The 17433-nt window shown below is 68.1% G+C and carries 11 protein-coding genes; 1 reads left to right on the top strand and 10 read right to left on the bottom strand.

The genetic code is table 11. The features are described from left to right. Positions 1-31: 31 nt before the first annotated feature. From H284_RS0115155 to H284_RS0115110, 10 genes are all read right to left on the bottom strand, one after another. Positions 32-1258, bottom strand: a complete 1227-nt coding sequence (locus H284_RS0115155) for a type II secretion system F family protein (RefSeq protein WP_026307275.1) — start codon at positions 1256-1258, stop codon at positions 32-34. Further along, positions 1258-2802: a type IV pilus twitching motility protein PilT gene (locus tag H284_RS0115150; protein WP_286132286.1), complete on the bottom strand. Its 1545-nt coding sequence runs from the start codon at positions 2800-2802 to the stop codon at positions 1258-1260. Before H284_RS0115150 ends, H284_RS0115155 begins: the two co-directional genes overlap by 1 nt. Positions 2803-2810: 8 nt before the next feature. Further along, positions 2811-4475 carry a GspE/PulE family protein gene (locus H284_RS0115145; protein ID WP_020076924.1) on the bottom strand — a complete coding sequence of 555 codons (1665 nt, stop codon included), beginning with the start codon at positions 4473-4475 and terminating at the stop codon, positions 2811-2813. A gap of 250 nt (positions 4476-4725) precedes the next feature. Continuing rightward, complete coding sequence (locus tag H284_RS0115140) at positions 4726-4950, bottom strand: hypothetical protein (RefSeq protein ID WP_020076923.1); 225 nt, start codon at positions 4948-4950, stop codon at positions 4726-4728. A gap of 167 nt (positions 4951-5117) precedes the next feature. After that, positions 5118-8993 (bottom strand): DNA-directed RNA polymerase subunit beta', encoded by a 3876-nt coding sequence (rpoC, locus tag H284_RS0115135; RefSeq protein ID WP_018191995.1) that lies wholly within the window; start codon positions 8991-8993, stop codon positions 5118-5120. Between the two features lie 47 nt (positions 8994-9040). Next, positions 9041-12538 carry a DNA-directed RNA polymerase subunit beta gene (gene rpoB / locus H284_RS0115130; RefSeq protein WP_018191996.1) on the bottom strand — a complete coding sequence of 1166 codons (3498 nt, stop codon included), beginning with the start codon at positions 12536-12538 and terminating at the stop codon, positions 9041-9043. Between the two features lie 301 nt (positions 12539-12839). Continuing rightward, positions 12840-13919, bottom strand: coding sequence for an SDR family oxidoreductase (locus tag H284_RS0115125; RefSeq protein ID WP_020076922.1), 1080 nt, complete (start codon positions 13917-13919; stop codon positions 12840-12842). Positions 13920-13971: 52 nt separating this feature from the next. Further along, on the bottom strand, positions 13972-14640 hold the full coding sequence (locus H284_RS0115120) for a response regulator (protein ID WP_020076921.1): 669 nt from the start codon (positions 14638-14640) through the stop codon (positions 13972-13974). Beyond that, positions 14637-15803, bottom strand: coding sequence for a sensor histidine kinase (locus tag H284_RS0115115; protein ID WP_020076920.1), 1167 nt, complete (start codon positions 15801-15803; stop codon positions 14637-14639). Before H284_RS0115115 ends, H284_RS0115120 begins: the two co-directional genes overlap by 4 nt. A gap of 40 nt (positions 15804-15843) precedes the next feature. Then, positions 15844-16359 (bottom strand): hypothetical protein, encoded by a 516-nt coding sequence (locus H284_RS0115110; protein ID WP_018192000.1) that lies wholly within the window; start codon positions 16357-16359, stop codon positions 15844-15846. A gap of 186 nt (positions 16360-16545) precedes the next feature. On the opposite strand from H284_RS0115110, the gene H284_RS0115105 reads away from it, so the two are divergent. Then, positions 16546-17427 carry a spermidine synthase gene (locus H284_RS0115105; RefSeq protein ID WP_020076918.1) on the top strand — a complete coding sequence of 294 codons (882 nt, stop codon included), beginning with the start codon at positions 16546-16548 and terminating at the stop codon, positions 17425-17427. The last annotated feature ends 6 nt before the right edge of the window (positions 17428-17433 follow it).

Genomic DNA, 17433 nt, shown 5'->3' with positions numbered 1-17433 from the left:
CCCCGTTCGAGTGACGCCAAGCTCCGGCAGGTCATTTGACGAGGCTGGAGATCTGGAAGATCGGCAGGTAGAGCGCCACCACCATGCCGCCGATGATCACGCCAAGGAAGGCGATCATCAGCGGTTCGATCATGGCCGTGAGCTGCTCGGTTGCAGCCGCCACCTCCTGGTCGTAGAAGTCGGCGATCTTGTTCAGCATCGTCTCCAGCGACCCCGAGTCCTCGCCGACGGCGATCATCTGGGTCACCATGGCGGGAAAGACCGGTTGATCCGCCAGCGGCCCGGCGATCGATTCACCCTGCCTGACCGAATCGGCGACCTTGACCAACGCATTCTCGATCACCCAGTTGCCCGAGGTCTCCCCCACGATCTTCAGCGCCTGCAGGATGGGCACGCCCGCCGAAACCATGTTGGCGAAGTTCCGGCTGAACCGGGCTACGGCGATCTTCCGGAGCAGGGACCCGAAGATCGGGATTCGGAGCTTGATGGGGTCGACACGCATCCTCACCCGCTCGGCGTTCTTGTTGCGCGACCACCAGATCGACCCGACAACGATCGCCACGACCAGGACAGGCGCGATGTAGACCATCGCGTGCGACAGCTGCACCAGAATCATCGTCGGCAGGGGAAGCTGGCCCCCGAGCCCCTCGAACATGTGCTCGAACACCGGAACGATGAAGAGGAGCATGGCCACGACAGAGACGATCGACATACAGAGCACGATGACCGGATAGGTCAGCGCCGATTTGATCGTTCCGCGGAGTTTCACCTCTTTCTCGAAGTTCTCAGCGATGGCTTCTAGGGACGAGTCGAGGAATCCGCCCATCTCGCCGGCGCGCACCATGTTGATCATCAGAGGGGGGAAGACCGTCCCATGCTTCCGCATGGCGTCCGATATCGCGATCCCGGACTCCACTTCATCACAGACCTGTCGCATGATCGCAGCGAGCTTCTTGTTCTCCGTCTGCTCGGCGATGATGTTCAGGGTTCGAAGAATCGATAGCCCTGAACCGATCATCGTGGCCATCTGCCGGCTCATGATCGCGAGGTCCTTGAGCTTGACCCCGCTTCCGAAGCCGATGTTGATCTCGCGATTGAGGCCCGTGCTCTCAGGAGCCGCTTCGATGGAGATCGGAGACAGCCCCATGCCTCGGAGCCGTGCTGCGACGGCGGATTCCCCTGGCGCGTCAAGACGTCCCTTGACTACCTTCCCCTCAGCGTTCCTCCCGCGATATGCGAACGTCGCCGAGCCGGCCATCAGCGCACCTGTCCGGAGAAGTTGTCGCCGAAGTTCGGCTCGCTGGCCGCGAAGGCCTTGGCTGACGCGTCGGTCGACGAGTCGGCGCGCTGGATGAGCCGGCCGATGCTCTCGAGGTCGTGCGCCTTCTCGAGGGCGGCGGTGCGCGTGATGAGGCCACTGTCCACGAGGTCCGCCAGGTGCTGATCCATCGTGTGCATCCCGTCGCCTCTGCCTGCCTGCATCGCTGAAGCGATCTGATAGGTCTTGCCTTCCCGGATGAGGTTCGCGATTGCCGGGGTCATCATCAGTACCTCCGTCGCCACGACGCGGCCGCGGCCGGAGGCGCGCTTCACGAGCGTCTGGCAGACGACCCCCTGGAGGGTGCCGGCGAGCTGGGCGCGCACCTGTCCCTGCTGATGAGGAGGGAAGACGTCGATGACACGGTCGATGGTCTGCGGGGCGTCCTGCGTGTGAAGGGTAGCGAAGACGAGGTGGCCGGTCTCCGCGGCGGTCAGAGCGACCGAAATGGTCTCGAGGTCACGGAGCTCGCCGATGAGGATCACGTCGGGGTCCTGCCGCAGCACATGCTTGAGGGCGTTGTTGAAGCTGTGGGTGTCGTGGCCGACCTCACGCTGATTGACGATCGACTTCTTATGGGTGTGCATGAACTCGATCGGGTCCTCGACCGTCACGATGTGGTCGGCGCGTGTGGAGTTGACGAGGTCGATGAGGGCGGCGAGCGTTGTGGACTTTCCCGAACCCGTCGGCCCGGTCACCAGGACCAGGCCACGCGGCAGAGATGCGAAGCGGCCGATCTGCTCGGGGACGCCGAGCTCGCGCAGCTGCTTGATCTCCGTCGGGATGAGGCGGAAGGCGGCTCCTATCGACCCGCGCTGCTGATAGAGGTTCACGCGGAAACGCGAATTGGCCGAGATGGTGAAGGCGAAGTCGAGTTCGAGTTCACGCTTGAACATCTCTTTCTGCCGCTCTGTCAGCAGGCTCATCAACGCGCTCATCGTGCGCTCGGTGCCCCATGGCGCAGCCGGCCCGGCAGGGGTCAAGGCGCCGTCGATCCGGACCATCGGTGGCGCTCCGACAGTGACGTGAAGGTCGGAAGCGCGTTGAAGCACTACCTCGCGAAGCGCGGCGACAAGCTCCGGGTCGGCTTTCTCCAGAGCCTCGCGCTCGGCCGGTGTGAGGGTGGAGGTGTCCTCGTCGAAGGTCCGAGTCTCGCGGCGGTCCGCCTCGCTGCTCGTTGCTTCAGCCTGCTGTGCGGCGCGTCGCCCTCCCGGGACGAGACGCGTCACCGGGGTGTGATCGGCAAGATCCCATACCGGGGCGGCCGGGCCGGCCGGTGCAGACGGCGCGGCTGGGGCCGGTGGCGCGGCGGGTGACGCCGGCTCCGTAGCTGCCGCCGGCGTCCAGGTCGGTGGCGGACTCAGCGGCGAACCGGGACCCGGTGTCCACCCTGCGGCGGTCGCGCCGGGCGGGGTCACCGGGATCTCGTAGACCGGCTTGGCCGTCGGCGGCGGGAAGCCGCCCCAGCTGTCGTCGTTCGTCATGTGCCCTCCTAGGCGACCACTCGCAGGATCTCTTCGATGGATGTGAGGCCGAGCTTGACCTTCTCCCAGCCGTCCTCACGCAGGGTGAGCATCCCCTGCTCGCGCGCGGCACGGCCGATCTCGGCGCTCGACGCTCGCTCGACGGCGAGGCGTTCGATGTCCTCGGTCACCGCCATGACCTCGTGCACCGCGATGCGCCCGCGGTAGCCCGTGTTCGAGCACGCAGGACACCCGACAGGGACGAACATGGTCGGCGGTGCGCCGTCCGACTCGAGCGGGAACCGCATCCGCCGCAGGTCATCCGGTACGTACGACCCCGGCTGCTTGCACCGGTCGCAGAGGCGGCGCGCGAGGCGCTGGGCGACGACGCAGTCCAGCGCGGAGCCGACGAGGAACGGCTCGATGTCCATCTCGGTGAGTCGCGTGACCGCGCTCGGCGCGTCGTTCGTGTGCAGGGTCGACAGGACCAGGTGGCCGGTGAGGGACGCCTCAATCGCGATCTGCGCCGTCTCGTGGTCGCGGATCTCGCCCAGAAGCACCACATCCGGGTCCGAACGCAGGATGCTGCGCAGGGCACTGGCGAAGGTGAGCCCCGCCTTCGGATTCACCTGCACCTGGTTGATTCCCGGCATCCGGTACTCGACCGGGTCCTCGACGGTGATCACGTTGATCTCCGGCCGAGCAACGGCGTTGAGCGTCGTATAGAGAGTTGTCGACTTTCCGGAGCCGGTCGGGCCGGTGACCAGGATCATCCCGTACGGCTTCGAATACGAGGCGCGGTAGGTCTCGAAGTTGCGTTCCAGCAGGTTGAGGTCGGTCAGCGTCATGCCGGTGTTCGTGTTGTCCAGGATCCGCATGACGACCTTCTCGCCCCAGACCGTCGGCAAGGTGGCGACCCGGAGGTCGATCTGGCGGCCGCCGTGCACCACCGACATGCGACCGTCCTGCGGCTTGCGGCGCTCGGCGATGTCGATGTCCGACATGATCTTCAACCGCGAGATCACCCCGTTCTGGATGCTCTTGGGCGCCGACTGCATGGCATGGAGCACACCGTCGATGCGGTAGCGGACCCGGACATCGTGCTCGGCCGGCTCGATGTGGATGTCGGAAGCGTGGTCCTGGATCGCCTGGCTCACCAGCAGATTCACGAACCGCACGATCGGGGCGTCGTCGTCCGACGACTCGGAGACGGCGGTGTCCTCCGACGGCGCGGTCTCCTCCTCCAGGGTGGAGGTCAGGTCGCTCAGTTCGTCGTCCGCCCGGATGTACCGGTCGATCGCCGCGCGGAGGTCGGCCTCCTCGGCGACGGCGGCCGCGACGTTCAGCCGTGACGCGGCGCGCACGTCGTCGATGGCGAAGACGTTGCCCGGGTCAGCCATGGCGACCACGATCATCCCGTCGGCCGTCCCGATGGGGAGGACCGTATGGCGGCGGCAGATCGCGCCCTGGATGAGAGCGACGGCCGCGCGATCGACGGGATAGTCCGCGAGTTCGACGAACGGAAGACCGGCCTGGGCGGCGCGGGCCCGCGCCAGCTGGGAGGAGGAGATGGCGCCGCGCGCCATGAGCTCGCGCACGACGGCCTCATCCGCCGTCGGCTCGGTCGCCACGCGGTCGAGGTATTCGATCGGCAGGTGGCCGTGGAGGATGAGGATCTCGGTCATGGACGCCACACGGACCTCCTTCGGGCGCTGCCGACGCGGGTCGGGGGAACGGCAGACCCCACCGCTCAGGGGCGAGAACTCCCTGGTCGGATGGGCGTAGTCACCCTATTCAGCAGGGAGAACAGGACAACAGACCCGCGTGAGGGTGCCACACCGGTGGGGGGCACCCGCTCGCGGGGCGTGCATCCATCGTCACCGGACGCTCTCACCGCACGCCAGAGTGCCGACACCCGATAATGCGGGTGAAGCCGGCGCCCTCTCAGCCCAGCTTTCCGCGGCGGCTCGCCAGGTAGACGAGGATGCCGGCGACGACCGCGCAGCCCATCGTCGTCAGCCAGTACGGGAGGGTCGCGGCGGCGTGGCCGGAGACGGCCTGCACGATGCCCACGACGAAGCTCACCACGGCGACCACCAGGAGCACGGCTCCGAAGCCGAGCATGGCCCGCCCCGCGGTGTCCGTGTACTGCAAGAGCTGGCGCCACATGCTCCCATTCTCCCAGGTCGACCCCGCGAGATTTGCGCCAAATCGTCGTTATGGCGGCCGCATAACAGAGATTTGGCGCAGATCTCGCGGCGGCGGGGGCGAACGGGCCGGGAACGACGAAGGCCCCCGGCGCAGTGCGCCGGGGGCCTCGTCGTACGGGTACCTGCTTAGTTGTAGGTGCCCGGGGTGTAGTCGTCAGAGCTGAAGCTGTCGAAGTCGACGAAGCTCAGGTCGCTCTCGCTGAACGCGGAGTCGTCGGCGAAGATGCGGTTGGGGTACCGCTCCGCCTTGGCCTCCTCGGTCGCCTCCACAGAGACGTTCCGGTAGCGCGACAGACCCGTTCCGGCCGGGATGAGCTTACCGATGATGACGTTCTCCTTGAGACCGATCAGCGGGTCGGACTTGCCCTCCATGGCCGCCTGCGTCAGGACGCGGGTGGTCTCCTGGAAGGACGCGGCCGACAGCCACGACTCGGTCGCCAGCGAGGCCTTGGTGATACCCATGACCTCCTGACGGGCGGACGCCGTCTTCTTGCCCTCCTGCAGCGCAGCACGGTTGATCTCGTTGTACCGCGAACGGTCGACGAGCTCACCCGGCAGCAGGTCGGTGTCGCCGTGGTCGACGACGGTGACCTTGCGGAGCATCTGGCGGACGATGACCTCGATGTGCTTGTCGTGGATCGGCACACCCTGCGAGCGGTAGACGCCCTGCACGCCGCCCACCAGGTGCTTCTGCACCTCGCGGACGCCCTTGACCCGGAGGACCTCCTTCGGGTCGACGGTGCCGACGATCAGCTGCTGGCCGAGCTCGACGTGCTGTCCGTCCTCCACCAGGAGGGTCGAGCGCTTCAGCACCGGGTAGACGTGCGGCTCGTCGCCGTTGTCCGGGGTCAGGATGACCTTACGGGACTTGTCCGTCTCCTCGATGACGATGCGGCCGGCGGCCTCGGCGATCGGGGACGCACCCTTCGGGGTACGAGCCTCGAACAGCTCCTGGACGCGCGGCAGACCCTGGGTGATGTCGTCCGCGGAGGCCGAACCACCCGTGTGGAACGTACGCATGGTGAGCTGCGTTCCGGGCTCGCCGATCGACTGGGCGGCGATGATGCCGACCGCCTCGCCGATGTCCACCAGCTTGCCGGTCGCGAGCGAACGGCCGTAGCAGGCGGCGCAGACGCCGACCGCCGACTCACAGGTCAGCACGGAGCGGACCTTGATGTCGGTGACGCCGGCGGCGACCAGCTTGTCGATGAGCACGTCGCCCACGTCGTCGCCCGCCTTCGCGACCACGGTGCCGTCCGTGCCGACCGCGTCAGCGGCCAGCGTGCGGGCGAACACCGAGTTCTCGACGTTCGGGTCACGGGTGAGGGCGCCGTCCGCACCGACCGTTGCGATCGGCAGGTCGAGACCCTTGGTCGTGCCGCAGTCGTCCTCACGGATGATGACATCCTGCGAGACGTCCACCAGACGACGGGTCAGGTAGCCCGAGTCCGCCGTACGGAGAGCCGTGTCGGCCAGACCCTTACGGGCACCGTGCGTCGCGATGAAGTACTCCGCCACCGACAGCCCCTCGCGGTACGAGGAGATGATCGGACGAGGGATGATCTCACCCTTCGGGTTGTTCACCAGACCACGCATACCGGCGATGTTGCGGACCTGCAGCCAGTTACCACGGGCACCGGACGTCACCATGCGGTTGATGGTGTTGTCCGCCGGGAAGTTGGCGCGCATGGCCTCGGCCACCTCGTTGGTCGCCTCGGTCCAGATCTTCACCAGCTCCTGGCGACGCTCGAGGTCGGTCGTCAGACCCTTCTCGAACTCGGAGGTGATCTTGGCGGCCTTCTTCTCGTAGCCGGCCACGATCTGCGCCTTGTTCGGCGGGGTCAGGATGTCGCTCAGCGACACCGTGACGCCCGAGCGGGTGCCCCAGTAGAAGCCGGCGTCCTTGATCCGGTCGAGCGCCGCGGCGACCTCCACCTTCGGGTACCGCTCCGCGAGGGCGTTCACGATCGACGAGATCGTGCCCTTGTCGGCGACCTCCTCCACGTAGGGGTAGTCCGCCGGGAGCGTCTCGTTGAAGAGAGCGCGGCCCAGGGTCGTCTCCACGATGGCGGTGATCGGGGTGGCACCGGTGTCGGCCGCGTCGGACGGAACGTAGTTGTCCAGACGGATCTTCACCTTGGCGTTGAGGTGCAGCGTGCCCTGGTCCTTCGCGAGGATCGCCTCGGAGACCGAGGAGAACGCGCGACCCTCGCCCACAGCGCCCTCGCGGACGGTGGTGAGGTGGTGCAGACCGATGATCATGTCCTGCGAGGGCAGGGTGACCGGGCGGCCGTCCGACGGCTTCAGGATGTTGTTCGAGGCGAGCATCAGGATGCGGGCCTCGGCCTGAGCCTCCACCGACAGCGGCAGGTGCACCGCCATCTGGTCGCCGTCGAAGTCCGCGTTGAACGCGGCGCAGACGAGCGGGTGGAGCTGGATGGCCTTGCCCTCGACGAGCTGCGGCTCGAACGCCTGGATGCCCAGACGGTGCAAGGTGGGTGCACGGTTCAGCAGCACGGGGCGCTCGCGGATGATCTCCTCGAGCACGTCCCACACCTGCGGGCGCGAACGCTCCACCATCCGCTTCGCGGCCTTGATGTTCTGAGCGTGGCTCAGGTCGATCAGGCGCTTGATGACGAACGGCTTGAACAGCTCCAGAGCCATCTGCTTGGGCAGACCGCACTGGTGCAGCTTGAGCTGCGGACCCACGATGATGACCGAACGGCCCGAGTAGTCCACGCGCTTACCGAGCAGGTTCTGGCGGAAGCGACCCTGCTTGCCCTTCAGCATGTCGCTGAGGGACTTGAGGGCGCGGTTGCCGGTACCGGTGACGGGACGACCACGGCGGCCGTTGTCGAACAGGGCGTCGACGGCCTCCTGCAGCATGCGCTTCTCGTTGTTCACGATGATCTCGGGAGCACCGAGGTCGAGCAGACGACGCAGCCGGTTGTTGCGGTTGATCACGCGGCGGTACAGGTCGTTCAGGTCGCTGGTGGCGAAACGGCCACCGTCGAGCTGGACCATCGGGCGCAGCTCCGGCGGGATCACCGGGACGACGTCGAGGACCATCGCAGCCGGCGAGTTGCCGGTCGCCAGGAACGACGAGACAACGCGCAGTCGCTTGATCGCGCGGATCTTCTTCTGGCCCTTGCCGTTGGCGATCTGCTCGCGGAGCAGCTCGGCCTCGGCGGTCAGGTCGAACGCCTGCAGGCGACGCTTGATCGCCTCGGCGCCCATGTAGGCCTCGAAGTACAGGCCGTAGCGGTCGACGAGCTCGTTGAAGTCCGCGTCCTCGGGCTTGAGGTCGCCGACCTTGAGGGTGCGGAACGACTCCCACACGCGCTCCAGGCGGGCGATGTCCTCGTCGAAGGACTTGCGGATCTGGCCCATCTCCTTCTCCGCGGTGTCCTTGACACGACGCTTCTGGTCGGCCTTCGCGCCTTCCTCCTCGAGCGCGGCGAGGTCGGTCTCGAGGCGCTGCAGACGCTCGGCGACGCGGGCGTCGCGCTGGTCGGACAGCGTCTTGATCTCGAGGCGCAGCTCGTTCTCGAGGCCGGGGAGGTCGGCGTGACGGCCGTCCTCATCCACCTCGATGACCATGTACGCGGCGAAGTAGATGACCTTCTCGAGGTCCTTCGGCGCCATGTCGAGCAGGTAGCCGAGACGGCTGGGCACACCCTTGAAGTACCAGATGTGCGTCACCGGGGCGGCGAGCTCGATGTGGCCCATGCGCTCACGACGGACGGAGGACTTGGTGACCTCCACGCCGCAGCGCTCACAGACGATGCCCTTGAACCGGACGCGCTTGTACTTGCCGCACGAGCACTCCCAGTCGCGGGACGGTCCGAAGATCTGCTCGCCGAAGAGTCCGTCCTTCTCCGGCTTCAGGGTCCGGTAGTTGATGGTCTCCGGCTTCTTGACCTCGCCATAGCTCCAACGACGGATGTCGTCAGCGGTGGCCAGGCCGATACGCAGCTCGTCAAAAGTTGTTGCGTCGAGCAATGTTCCTTCTCTCCTATGGAAGATTCGTCAGTAGGTCTGGCTGCCGCTTAGATCTCGTCGATCGACGACGACTCGAAGCGGGAGGAGATGTTGATGCCGAGCTCCTCCGCGGCGCGGAAGGCCTCGTCGTCCGAGTCGCGCAGGCTGACCGCCTGGCCGTCGGCCGACAGGACCTCCACGTTCAGGCAGAGGGACTGCATCTCCTTGATGAGCACCTTGAAGGACTCCGGGATGCCCGGCTCCTGGATGTTCTCACCCTTGACGATGGCCTCGTAGACCTTGACGCGGCCGAGGATGTCATCCGACTTGATGGTCAGGAGCTCCTGCAGCGCGTACGCGGCACCGTAGGCCTCGAGGGCCCACACCTCCATCTCACCGAAGCGCTGACCACCGAACTGCGCCTTACCACCGAGCGGCTGCTGGGTGATCATCGAGTACGGACCGGTCGAACGGGCGTGGATCTTGTCGTCGACCAGGTGGTGCAGCTTCAGGATGTACATGTAGCCGACCGACACAGGGTCCGGGTACGGCTCGCCGGAGCGGCCGTCGAACAGCTGCGTCTTACCGGAGGAACCGATCAGGCGGTCGCCGTCGCGGGTCGGGAGGGTCGAGTCGAGCAGACCTGCGATCTCCTCCTCCTTCGCGCCGTCGAACACCGGGGTCGCGACCTTGGTGTTCGGCTCGGCCGAGAAGGCGGCCTCGGGGAGCTCAGCGGCCCACTTCGGCTTGCCCTTGATCTCCCAGCCGTTCTTGGCGATCCACCCGAGGTGGATCTCCAGGACCTGACCGAAGTTCATTCGACCGGGGACACCCAGCGGGTTGAGGATGACGTCGACCGGGGTCCCGTCGGCGAGGAACGGCATGTCCTCGACCGGAAGGATCTTGGAGATGACGCCCTTGTTGCCGTGACGGCCGGCGAGCTTGTCGCCCGCGGTGATCTTGCGCTTCTGAGCGATGTAGACCACCACGCGCTGGTTCACGCCGGAGCCGAGCTCGTCGTCGCCGTCCTGCGAGTCGAAGACCTTGACACCGATGACGGTGCCCTCCTCGCCGTGCGGGACCTTGAGGGAGGTGTCGCGCACCTCGCGGCTCTTCTCGTTGAAGATCGCGCGGAGCAGGCGCTCCTCGGCCGACAGCTCGGTCTCGCCCTTCGGCGTGACCTTGCCGACGAGGATGTCGCCGGGGCGCACCTCGGCGCCGATGCGGATGATGCCGCGCTCGTCGAGGTCGGCCAGGAGGTCCGGGCTGACGTTCGGGAGGTCGCGGGTGATCTCCTCCTTGCCGAGCTTGGTGTCGCGGGCGTCGACCTCGTACTCCTCGATGTGGATCGAGGAGAGGGTGTCGTCCTTCACCAGGTTCTGGCTGAGGATGATCGCATCCTCGAAGTTGTGACCCTCCCACGGCATGAACGCGACGAGCAGGTTCTTGCCGAGCGCGAGCTCGCCGTTCTCGGTCGCGGGACCGTCGGCGACGACCTCGCCCTGCTCGATGCGGTCGCCCTCGTCCACGATCACGCGGTGGTTGTAGGACGTGCCCTGGTTCGAGCGGTCGAACTTGCGCAGGTAGTAGGTCTGGTACGTGCCGTCGTCCGCCTGGACGGTGACCGCGTCGGCCGAGACCTCGGTGACGACACCGGACTTCTCGGCGGTGATCACGTCACCGGCGTCGATGGCCGCGTAGCCCTCCATACCGGTTCCGACGACCGGGCTCTCCGAGCGGAGCAGCGGCACCGCCTGGCGCTGCATGTTCGCACCCATGAGGGCTCGGTTGGCGTCGTCGTGCTCGAGGAAGGGGATCAGCGACGTACCGACCGACACCATCTGGCGCGGCGAGACGTCCATGTAGCCGATCTCCTCGGCGGGGATCAGGTCGACCTCGCCGCCCTTCTGACGGGCGAGGACGCGCTCCTCCACGAAGTGGCCGTTCGCGTCGAGCGGGGCGTTCGCCTGCGCGACGACGAAGTCGTCCTCTTCGGAGGCCGTGAGGTAGTCGATCTGGTCGGTGACCCGGCCGTCGACGACCTTGCGGTACGGCGTCTCGATGAAGCCGAAGGAGTTGATCCGCGCGAACGACGCGAGCGAGCCGATCAGACCGATGTTCGGGCCTTCCGGCGTCTCGATCGGGCACATGCGGCCGTAGTGCGACGGGTGGACGTCACGGACCTCGACGCCGGCACGCTCACGGCTCAGACCACCGGGGCCGAGCGCGGAGAGGCGACGCTTGTGGGTCAGACCCGCGAGCGGGTTGTTCTGGTCCATGAACTGCGACAGCTGCGACGTTCCGAAGAACTCCTTGATCGCCGCGACGACGGGTCGCACGTTGATCAGGGTCTGCGGCGTGATCGCCTCGATGTCCTGCGTGGTCATGCGCTCGCGGACGACGCGCTCCATGCGGGAGAGACCGGTGCGGACCTGGTTCTGGATGAGCTCGCCGACGGCGCGGATACGACGGTTGCCGAAGTGGTCGATGTCGTCGATGTCGAGGCGGATGTCCGTCTCGACGCCGTTGCGGAGACCCTTGATCGTGGTCTGGCCGTCGTGCAGGGCGACCAGGTACTTGATCGTGGCGATGATGTCCTGGACGGTCAGCACCGACTCCGACAGCGGGGCCTCGAGGCCGAGCTTGCGGTTGATCTTGTAACGGCCGACCTTGGCGAGGTCGTAGCGCTTCGGGTTGAAGTAGAAGTTGTCGAGCAGCGCACGCGCGGCCTCGGCGGCGACCTGCTCGCCCGGACGCAGCTTGCGGTAGATGTCCTTGAGCGCCTCCTCCTTGGTGAGGATGGCGTCCTTCTCGAGGGTCAGCTCGATGGACTGGTACCCGGCGAACTCGGAGAGGATCTCCTCGCTGGTGAGGCCGAGGGCCTTCAGGAACACCGTGACCGACTGCTTGCGCTTGCGGTCGATGCGGACACCGACCTGGTCGCGCTTGTCGATCTCGAACTCGAGCCACGCACCGCGGCTCGGGATCACGCGTGCCGAGAAGATGTCCTTGTCGGACGTCTTGTCGGGAGTGGCCTCGAAGTACACGCCCGGGGAGCGGACGAGCTGCGAGACGACGACACGCTCGGTGCCGTTGATGATGAAGGTGCCCTTCTCGGTCATGAGCGGGAAGTCGCCCATGAAGACCGTCTGGGTCTTGATCTCACCGGTGAGGTGGTTCATGAACTCGGCCTCGACGTAGAGCGGGGCAGCGTAGGTCTTGCCCTTCTCCTTGCACTCGTCGATCGAGTACTTCTTCTCCTCGAGGAACGGGTTCGTGAACGAGAGCTGCATGGTCTCGCCGAGGTCCTCGATGGGAGAGATCTCCTCGAAGATCTCCTCGAGGCCCGTGTTGGCGGGAAGATCCTGACGGCCCTGGGCCTCGGCTTCTGCGACGCGAGCCTTCCACGCGTCGTTGCCGACCAGCCAGTCGAAGCTCTCGGTCTGCAGTGCGAGCAGATCGGGAACGGTCAGGGTGTCCGTGATCTTGGCGAAGGAGAGTCGGGATGCGGCTCGTCCGTTCTTGGGTGTCTTGTCGGTGTTGGTTGCGTTGCGCGCAGCAGCCAAGGAAATAACCTCCGGGGCCCCGTCGGGCCAGTTACTGTCGGTCGTGTATCTATCAGGACGAGAACTCCCAGTCACGTCGCGCTGCCGTATCTGACCCGAAAGAACGGGCCCAGGCACACGCGGAGAAAGTCAGAGCCGACCGCAATATGAAGGCAGAAGTTTGACTGGGAGCGCAAAGAACAACTATATGTCAATCGGACGCGCCGTGTCCAGTCTTTTCTTGACCGGAGACACGTCCTGATGTATAACGCGACGTCCGCGGTGCTATTCCCGGGGCTCCCGGCCGGAGATCCGGCCGTATTCAGCGCCGGCGCGGGTGGTACGTCGGGAGGGTGTCGACGGTCGCGATTACAGCTTCTTCGCGGGATCGCGGTGCCCAGCCGAGCACGGTGATCGCCTTCTGCGCAGTGCCGCGCCGCGCCGTCCCGATGTCGGGGAGGGAGTCGCGGACGCGGCGGCTGAACGGGGCGACCGCTCGCAGCATCCATTCGGGCATGAGCTTGGTGCTGACCCGTCGGCCTGCCGCCTCGCCGAGATGACCGCGGATGAGCAGCGCGACCTCCTGCGCCGACATGACCTCGCCGGCGATGGCGAGGAAACGCTGCCCGGCGGCCTCCGGCCGCGTCATAGCGAGGAGGTGGAGTGCGGCGACGTCGCGCACGTCGACGATGCCGAAGTGCACGTCGGGGAGGCGCGGGAGGCGTCCCTCCTTCACCAGGCGCACCAGTTCGACAGAGGTGGAGATGTCCGGGCCGAGCACCGGGCCGAGGATCCCGACCGGGTTCACGGTGGCGAGCTCGAGGCCTCCGCCCTCCGCCGCGACGAAGGCCCACGCCGCGCGCTCGGCGATGGTCTTCGACTGCACGTACGGGCTCAGCCGGCGGTCGCTGTCGAGGTCGGTCCAGTCCTCTTCGGTGAAGGGCCGGTCGGTCGGCGGATGCCCGTAGCCGATCGCCGCGAAGGATGAGGTGAGCACGACGCGCTCGACGCCGCCGTCCCGGGCGGCACGTAGCACGCGCAGGGCGCCGTCGCGCGCGGGGACGATCAGGTCGTCCGCGTCCTTCGGCTGGGAGGAGGGGAACGGCGAGGCGACGTGCAGGACGAACCGGCAGCCTGCGACGGCGTCGGCCCATCCGTCGTCGGAGGTCAGGTCGGCGATGGCGAACTCGAGCCGGTCGCCCGGGTCGTCGACACCGCCCGCCGCGAGCTGCTGCCGGACGTCCGCGGCCCGCGCGGGAGTGCGGATCGTGGTGCGCACCCGGTAGCCGGCGTCGAGCAGCGCGAGGATGCAGTGCGCGCCGAGGAATCCGGAGCCGCCGGTCACGAGCACCAGGTCGGCCGGCGGGGTGGAGGGCGGCGTTGCCGCGTTCGGGTCGCTCACTCCCCCATCCTTCCCCGCGGGCGTGCCCTTGGGAAGCAGCGCGGACGACCCGTCAGGAGCGGACGAGCGCGATCGCCTGCGCGCGGTCGCGCACGGCGAGCTTGGCGAAGATCGCGTTGATGTGCGTCTTGACCGTCGCGACGCTGACGAAGAGGGAGCGCGCGATCTCGGCGTTGCTCAGTCCGTCGCCGATCAAGGCGAGCACCTCGGCCTCGCGCCGCGTCAGGGAGGGGAAGCGGGCGAGCAGGGCGCCCGCCGCATCCACCTCGGCGACGGGAGCGGGCGCAGCGCCGGTGAGCGCGCCGATGACGCGGGCGCCGACCTCCGGAGCAAGCGTCGTCTGCCCGCTGGCGACGGCACGCACGGCCGCGGCAAGCTCGGCTCGGCCGGCGTCCTTCGTCAGATAGCCGCGCGCCCCCGCCCGCAGCGCACCGACGATCGACTCGTCGTCGGCGTACGTGGTGAGGATGAGCACCGCGGTCTCCGGTGCGACCTCGCGCACGCGGGCGGTCGCCCCCGCGCCGTCGAGCACCGGCATCCGGAGGTCCATGAGCAGGACATCGGGATGCGCGGCCACGGCGAGCGCGACCGCCTCCTCGCCGTCGGCGGCTTCGCCGACCACCTCGATGTCGGGCAGCAGGCCGAGCACGGTGACCAGGCCGTCGCGGATGATCGCCTGGTCGTCGGCGACCGCGACCCGGATGCGCGCCTCGCCAGTCACCGCAGCATCGCCTCCGCCGTCAGGACGAACCGGCCGCCGACCGCTGCGGCCTGAACCGAGCCACCGGACGGCAGCGCAGCGAAGCGCTCGCCCATCCCCTCGAGCCCGTAGTGGCCGCCGGATGCGGCGAGCGCCGACACCGGGGATCCGACCGCGCCGGCGGGGGTCGCCGGGAGCGGATTGGAGACGATGACGCGCACGCGGTCATCCTGCCAGACCAGCTCGGCCGCGACGGGTTGGCCGGGCGCATGCTTTCGGGCGTTGCTCAAGGCCTCCTGAAGGGCGCGCTGCAACGCCTCGGCCTGCTGCGCGGTGAGGTCCGTGCCGTCGCCCGTCACCCGGAGCTCCGCCCGCCCGCCGAGCGAGCGGTGCGCCGCGATCAGGTCGTCCAGGGCCGCCCGGAGCGCGGCGGCCGGCACCGGTTCCGCGCCGGCGGGCTCCGGGTCGCGCAGGGCGGCGACGGCGCGACGGGCCTCACCGAGCCCGTCGGCGGCCAGGCCGCGGGCGGCGACCACCCGCGAGCGGGCGCCGTCGGCGTCGCCGGACTCGAGGAGCGCATCCACCGCATCCAGCTGGATGACGAGCCCGCCGAGGCTGTGCGCCAGGACGTCGTGGAGGTCGCGTGCGATGGCGATGCGCGATGCCTCCTCCTTCATCGCGACCGCGCGCTCGCGGAGGAGAACCGCCTGCTCCTCCGCCACCCGGAACTGCCGCCGGCTGAGACCGGCGAAGACGCCGAGCAGCATCCCGCCCATCATGCCGAGGAGGTTCGGGATGTCGGTCCCGCTGGGGACGGCGCCGACCGCGACCAGGGCGATGCCGACGCCGCCGACGAGCAGTCCGAGCCACAGCGGATCCCGTGGGTCGCCCAGTACGACGAGCACGCCGATCGCGGCGGGGACGACCGTGAGACCGTCCGTGGGCGCCGCGACCAGCGCGCCGACGACAACGACGACCACCGCGCAGGCGAAAGCGGTGCGGCGGAGTCCGGCCTTCGCCAGCGCGCTGCGCACCACCCACAGCACGACGGAGATCAGCCCGAGGACGAGCACCCACACCGGGCGATGCTCGGTGTGGGTGCGGATCAGCGCGTAGCCGATGGCCCCGGCGCCCACGGCGGTCAGGGCCAGGGCGAGCCAGCTGGGGCGGACGGAGACGTTCACTCGACCATCATGCTGCCCGAGGCCTCCGTGCGCCGCCGGTTCACGCGGCGAGGGCGGCGTGACGGTCGAGGCGCGCGGCGAACACCGCGGTGCGGGCGAGCCGGTTCGCCGCGAAGACCAGCAGGATGATGCCGGTCGCGGCCACCAGGTGCGACCCGGCCTGGGCTGCGAGCACGTCCACCCCGACGCGGACCGCGATGACGGCCACCCACAGCACCAGACCGAACACGCCGGTGCGCGACTCGTAGACGGCCACCTCGGACGGGTTCTTGCCGACGACCGGCTCGGGCAGGCGGCGGAAGTGGGCGATCCCGCCGATCCACGCACCGATGGCGAGGGAGAGCACGACCTCACCGGCGACCACCGCGATGTCGAGCGGGGTGATGGTCGTCGGCTTCACCTGCTGCACGAGCTGCACCGCGCCGACGACGGCGAGGATGACGGGCATCCGCCACATCTTCGCGACCACCACGGGCCGCCAGGTCAGCTGCCGATAGCCGACCCATCCGATGAGCAGCAGGATGAGGAGAGCGTTGCCGAGGGTCTGGACGGTCATGATCGCCTTTCGGAAGAGCGGATGCTGGGCGGAGCCCGCCGGAATCTCCGGCACCACTTCAGCGTCGCGTCCCGCCGTTCCGGGCGGCACCGCCTGCGGGTGGAGGCCGGGTGGAGATCGCGGGTGGAGGTCACGCGTGGAGATCGCGGCGCTTCCGCGCGCATCCACCGCGACTAGGCTGCCGGTGTGTCTCCGAACCCGACCCCCCAGAACCCCTCGGTCGTCCTCTCGGAGAGCGGCTACCTGGCGACCGTTGAGCCCGACCGGTTCGTGCCCGGCGCCTACCAGCTCGTCGTCGACGGCACCCCGCAGTCGCACGTCAACCTCGACGACCCGTCCCAGCTCTTCTTCGAGTACATCCAGCGGATGGGCAACGTCATCGACCTGATCGGCGAGCCCGGCCAACCCATCACGGCCGTGCACCTCGGGGCGGGTGCGCTGACACTCCCCCGGTACATCGCCTACACGCGCCCCGGTTCACGGCAGCAGGTCGTGGAGCTGGAGAGCCGCCTGGTGGACCTGGTGCGCGAGCAGCTCCCGCTCCCCCGCTACGCGCAGATCCGCATCCGCCACGGCGACGCGCGCGAGGTCGTCGGCAAGCTGCCGAACGGCTTGCGCGGCGAGGTCGATCTGCTGGTGGTGGACATCTTCAGCGGGTCGCGCACGCCCGCCCACGTCACGAGCGCCGAGTTCTACCGCTCGGCGGTCTCGCTGCTCAAGCCGGACGGCATCGTGCTCGTGAACGTGGCGGACGGTCCGCCGCTCAGCTTCGCCCGCAGCCAGGTGTCGACGCTCGGCTCCGTCGTCGAGAACGTCGCGGCGCTCGCCGAGACGCAGGTGCTGAAGGGCCGTCGCTTCGGGAACGTCGTGCTCGTCGGATCGAACTCGCCGCTCCCCCTGGAGTGGCTGCCGCGCCTGCTGGCGAGCGGGCCCCATCCCGCAAAGGCCGTGGCGGGCGAGGAGCTGCGGACGTTCGCCGCGGGCGCGCCGATCGTGACCGACGCGACCAGCGTGCCGTCGCCGCCTCCCGCGCGCAGCATCTTCCAGACGGGCACGCGCCGGGACTAACGCCGC

The organism is Cryocola sp. 340MFSha3.1 (genome assembly GCF_000383315.1).
In the GTDB taxonomy this organism is placed as follows: Bacteria; Actinomycetota; Actinomycetes; order Actinomycetales; family Microbacteriaceae; genus Leifsonia.
This window is presented reverse-complemented; position numbering and strand designations above follow the sequence as displayed.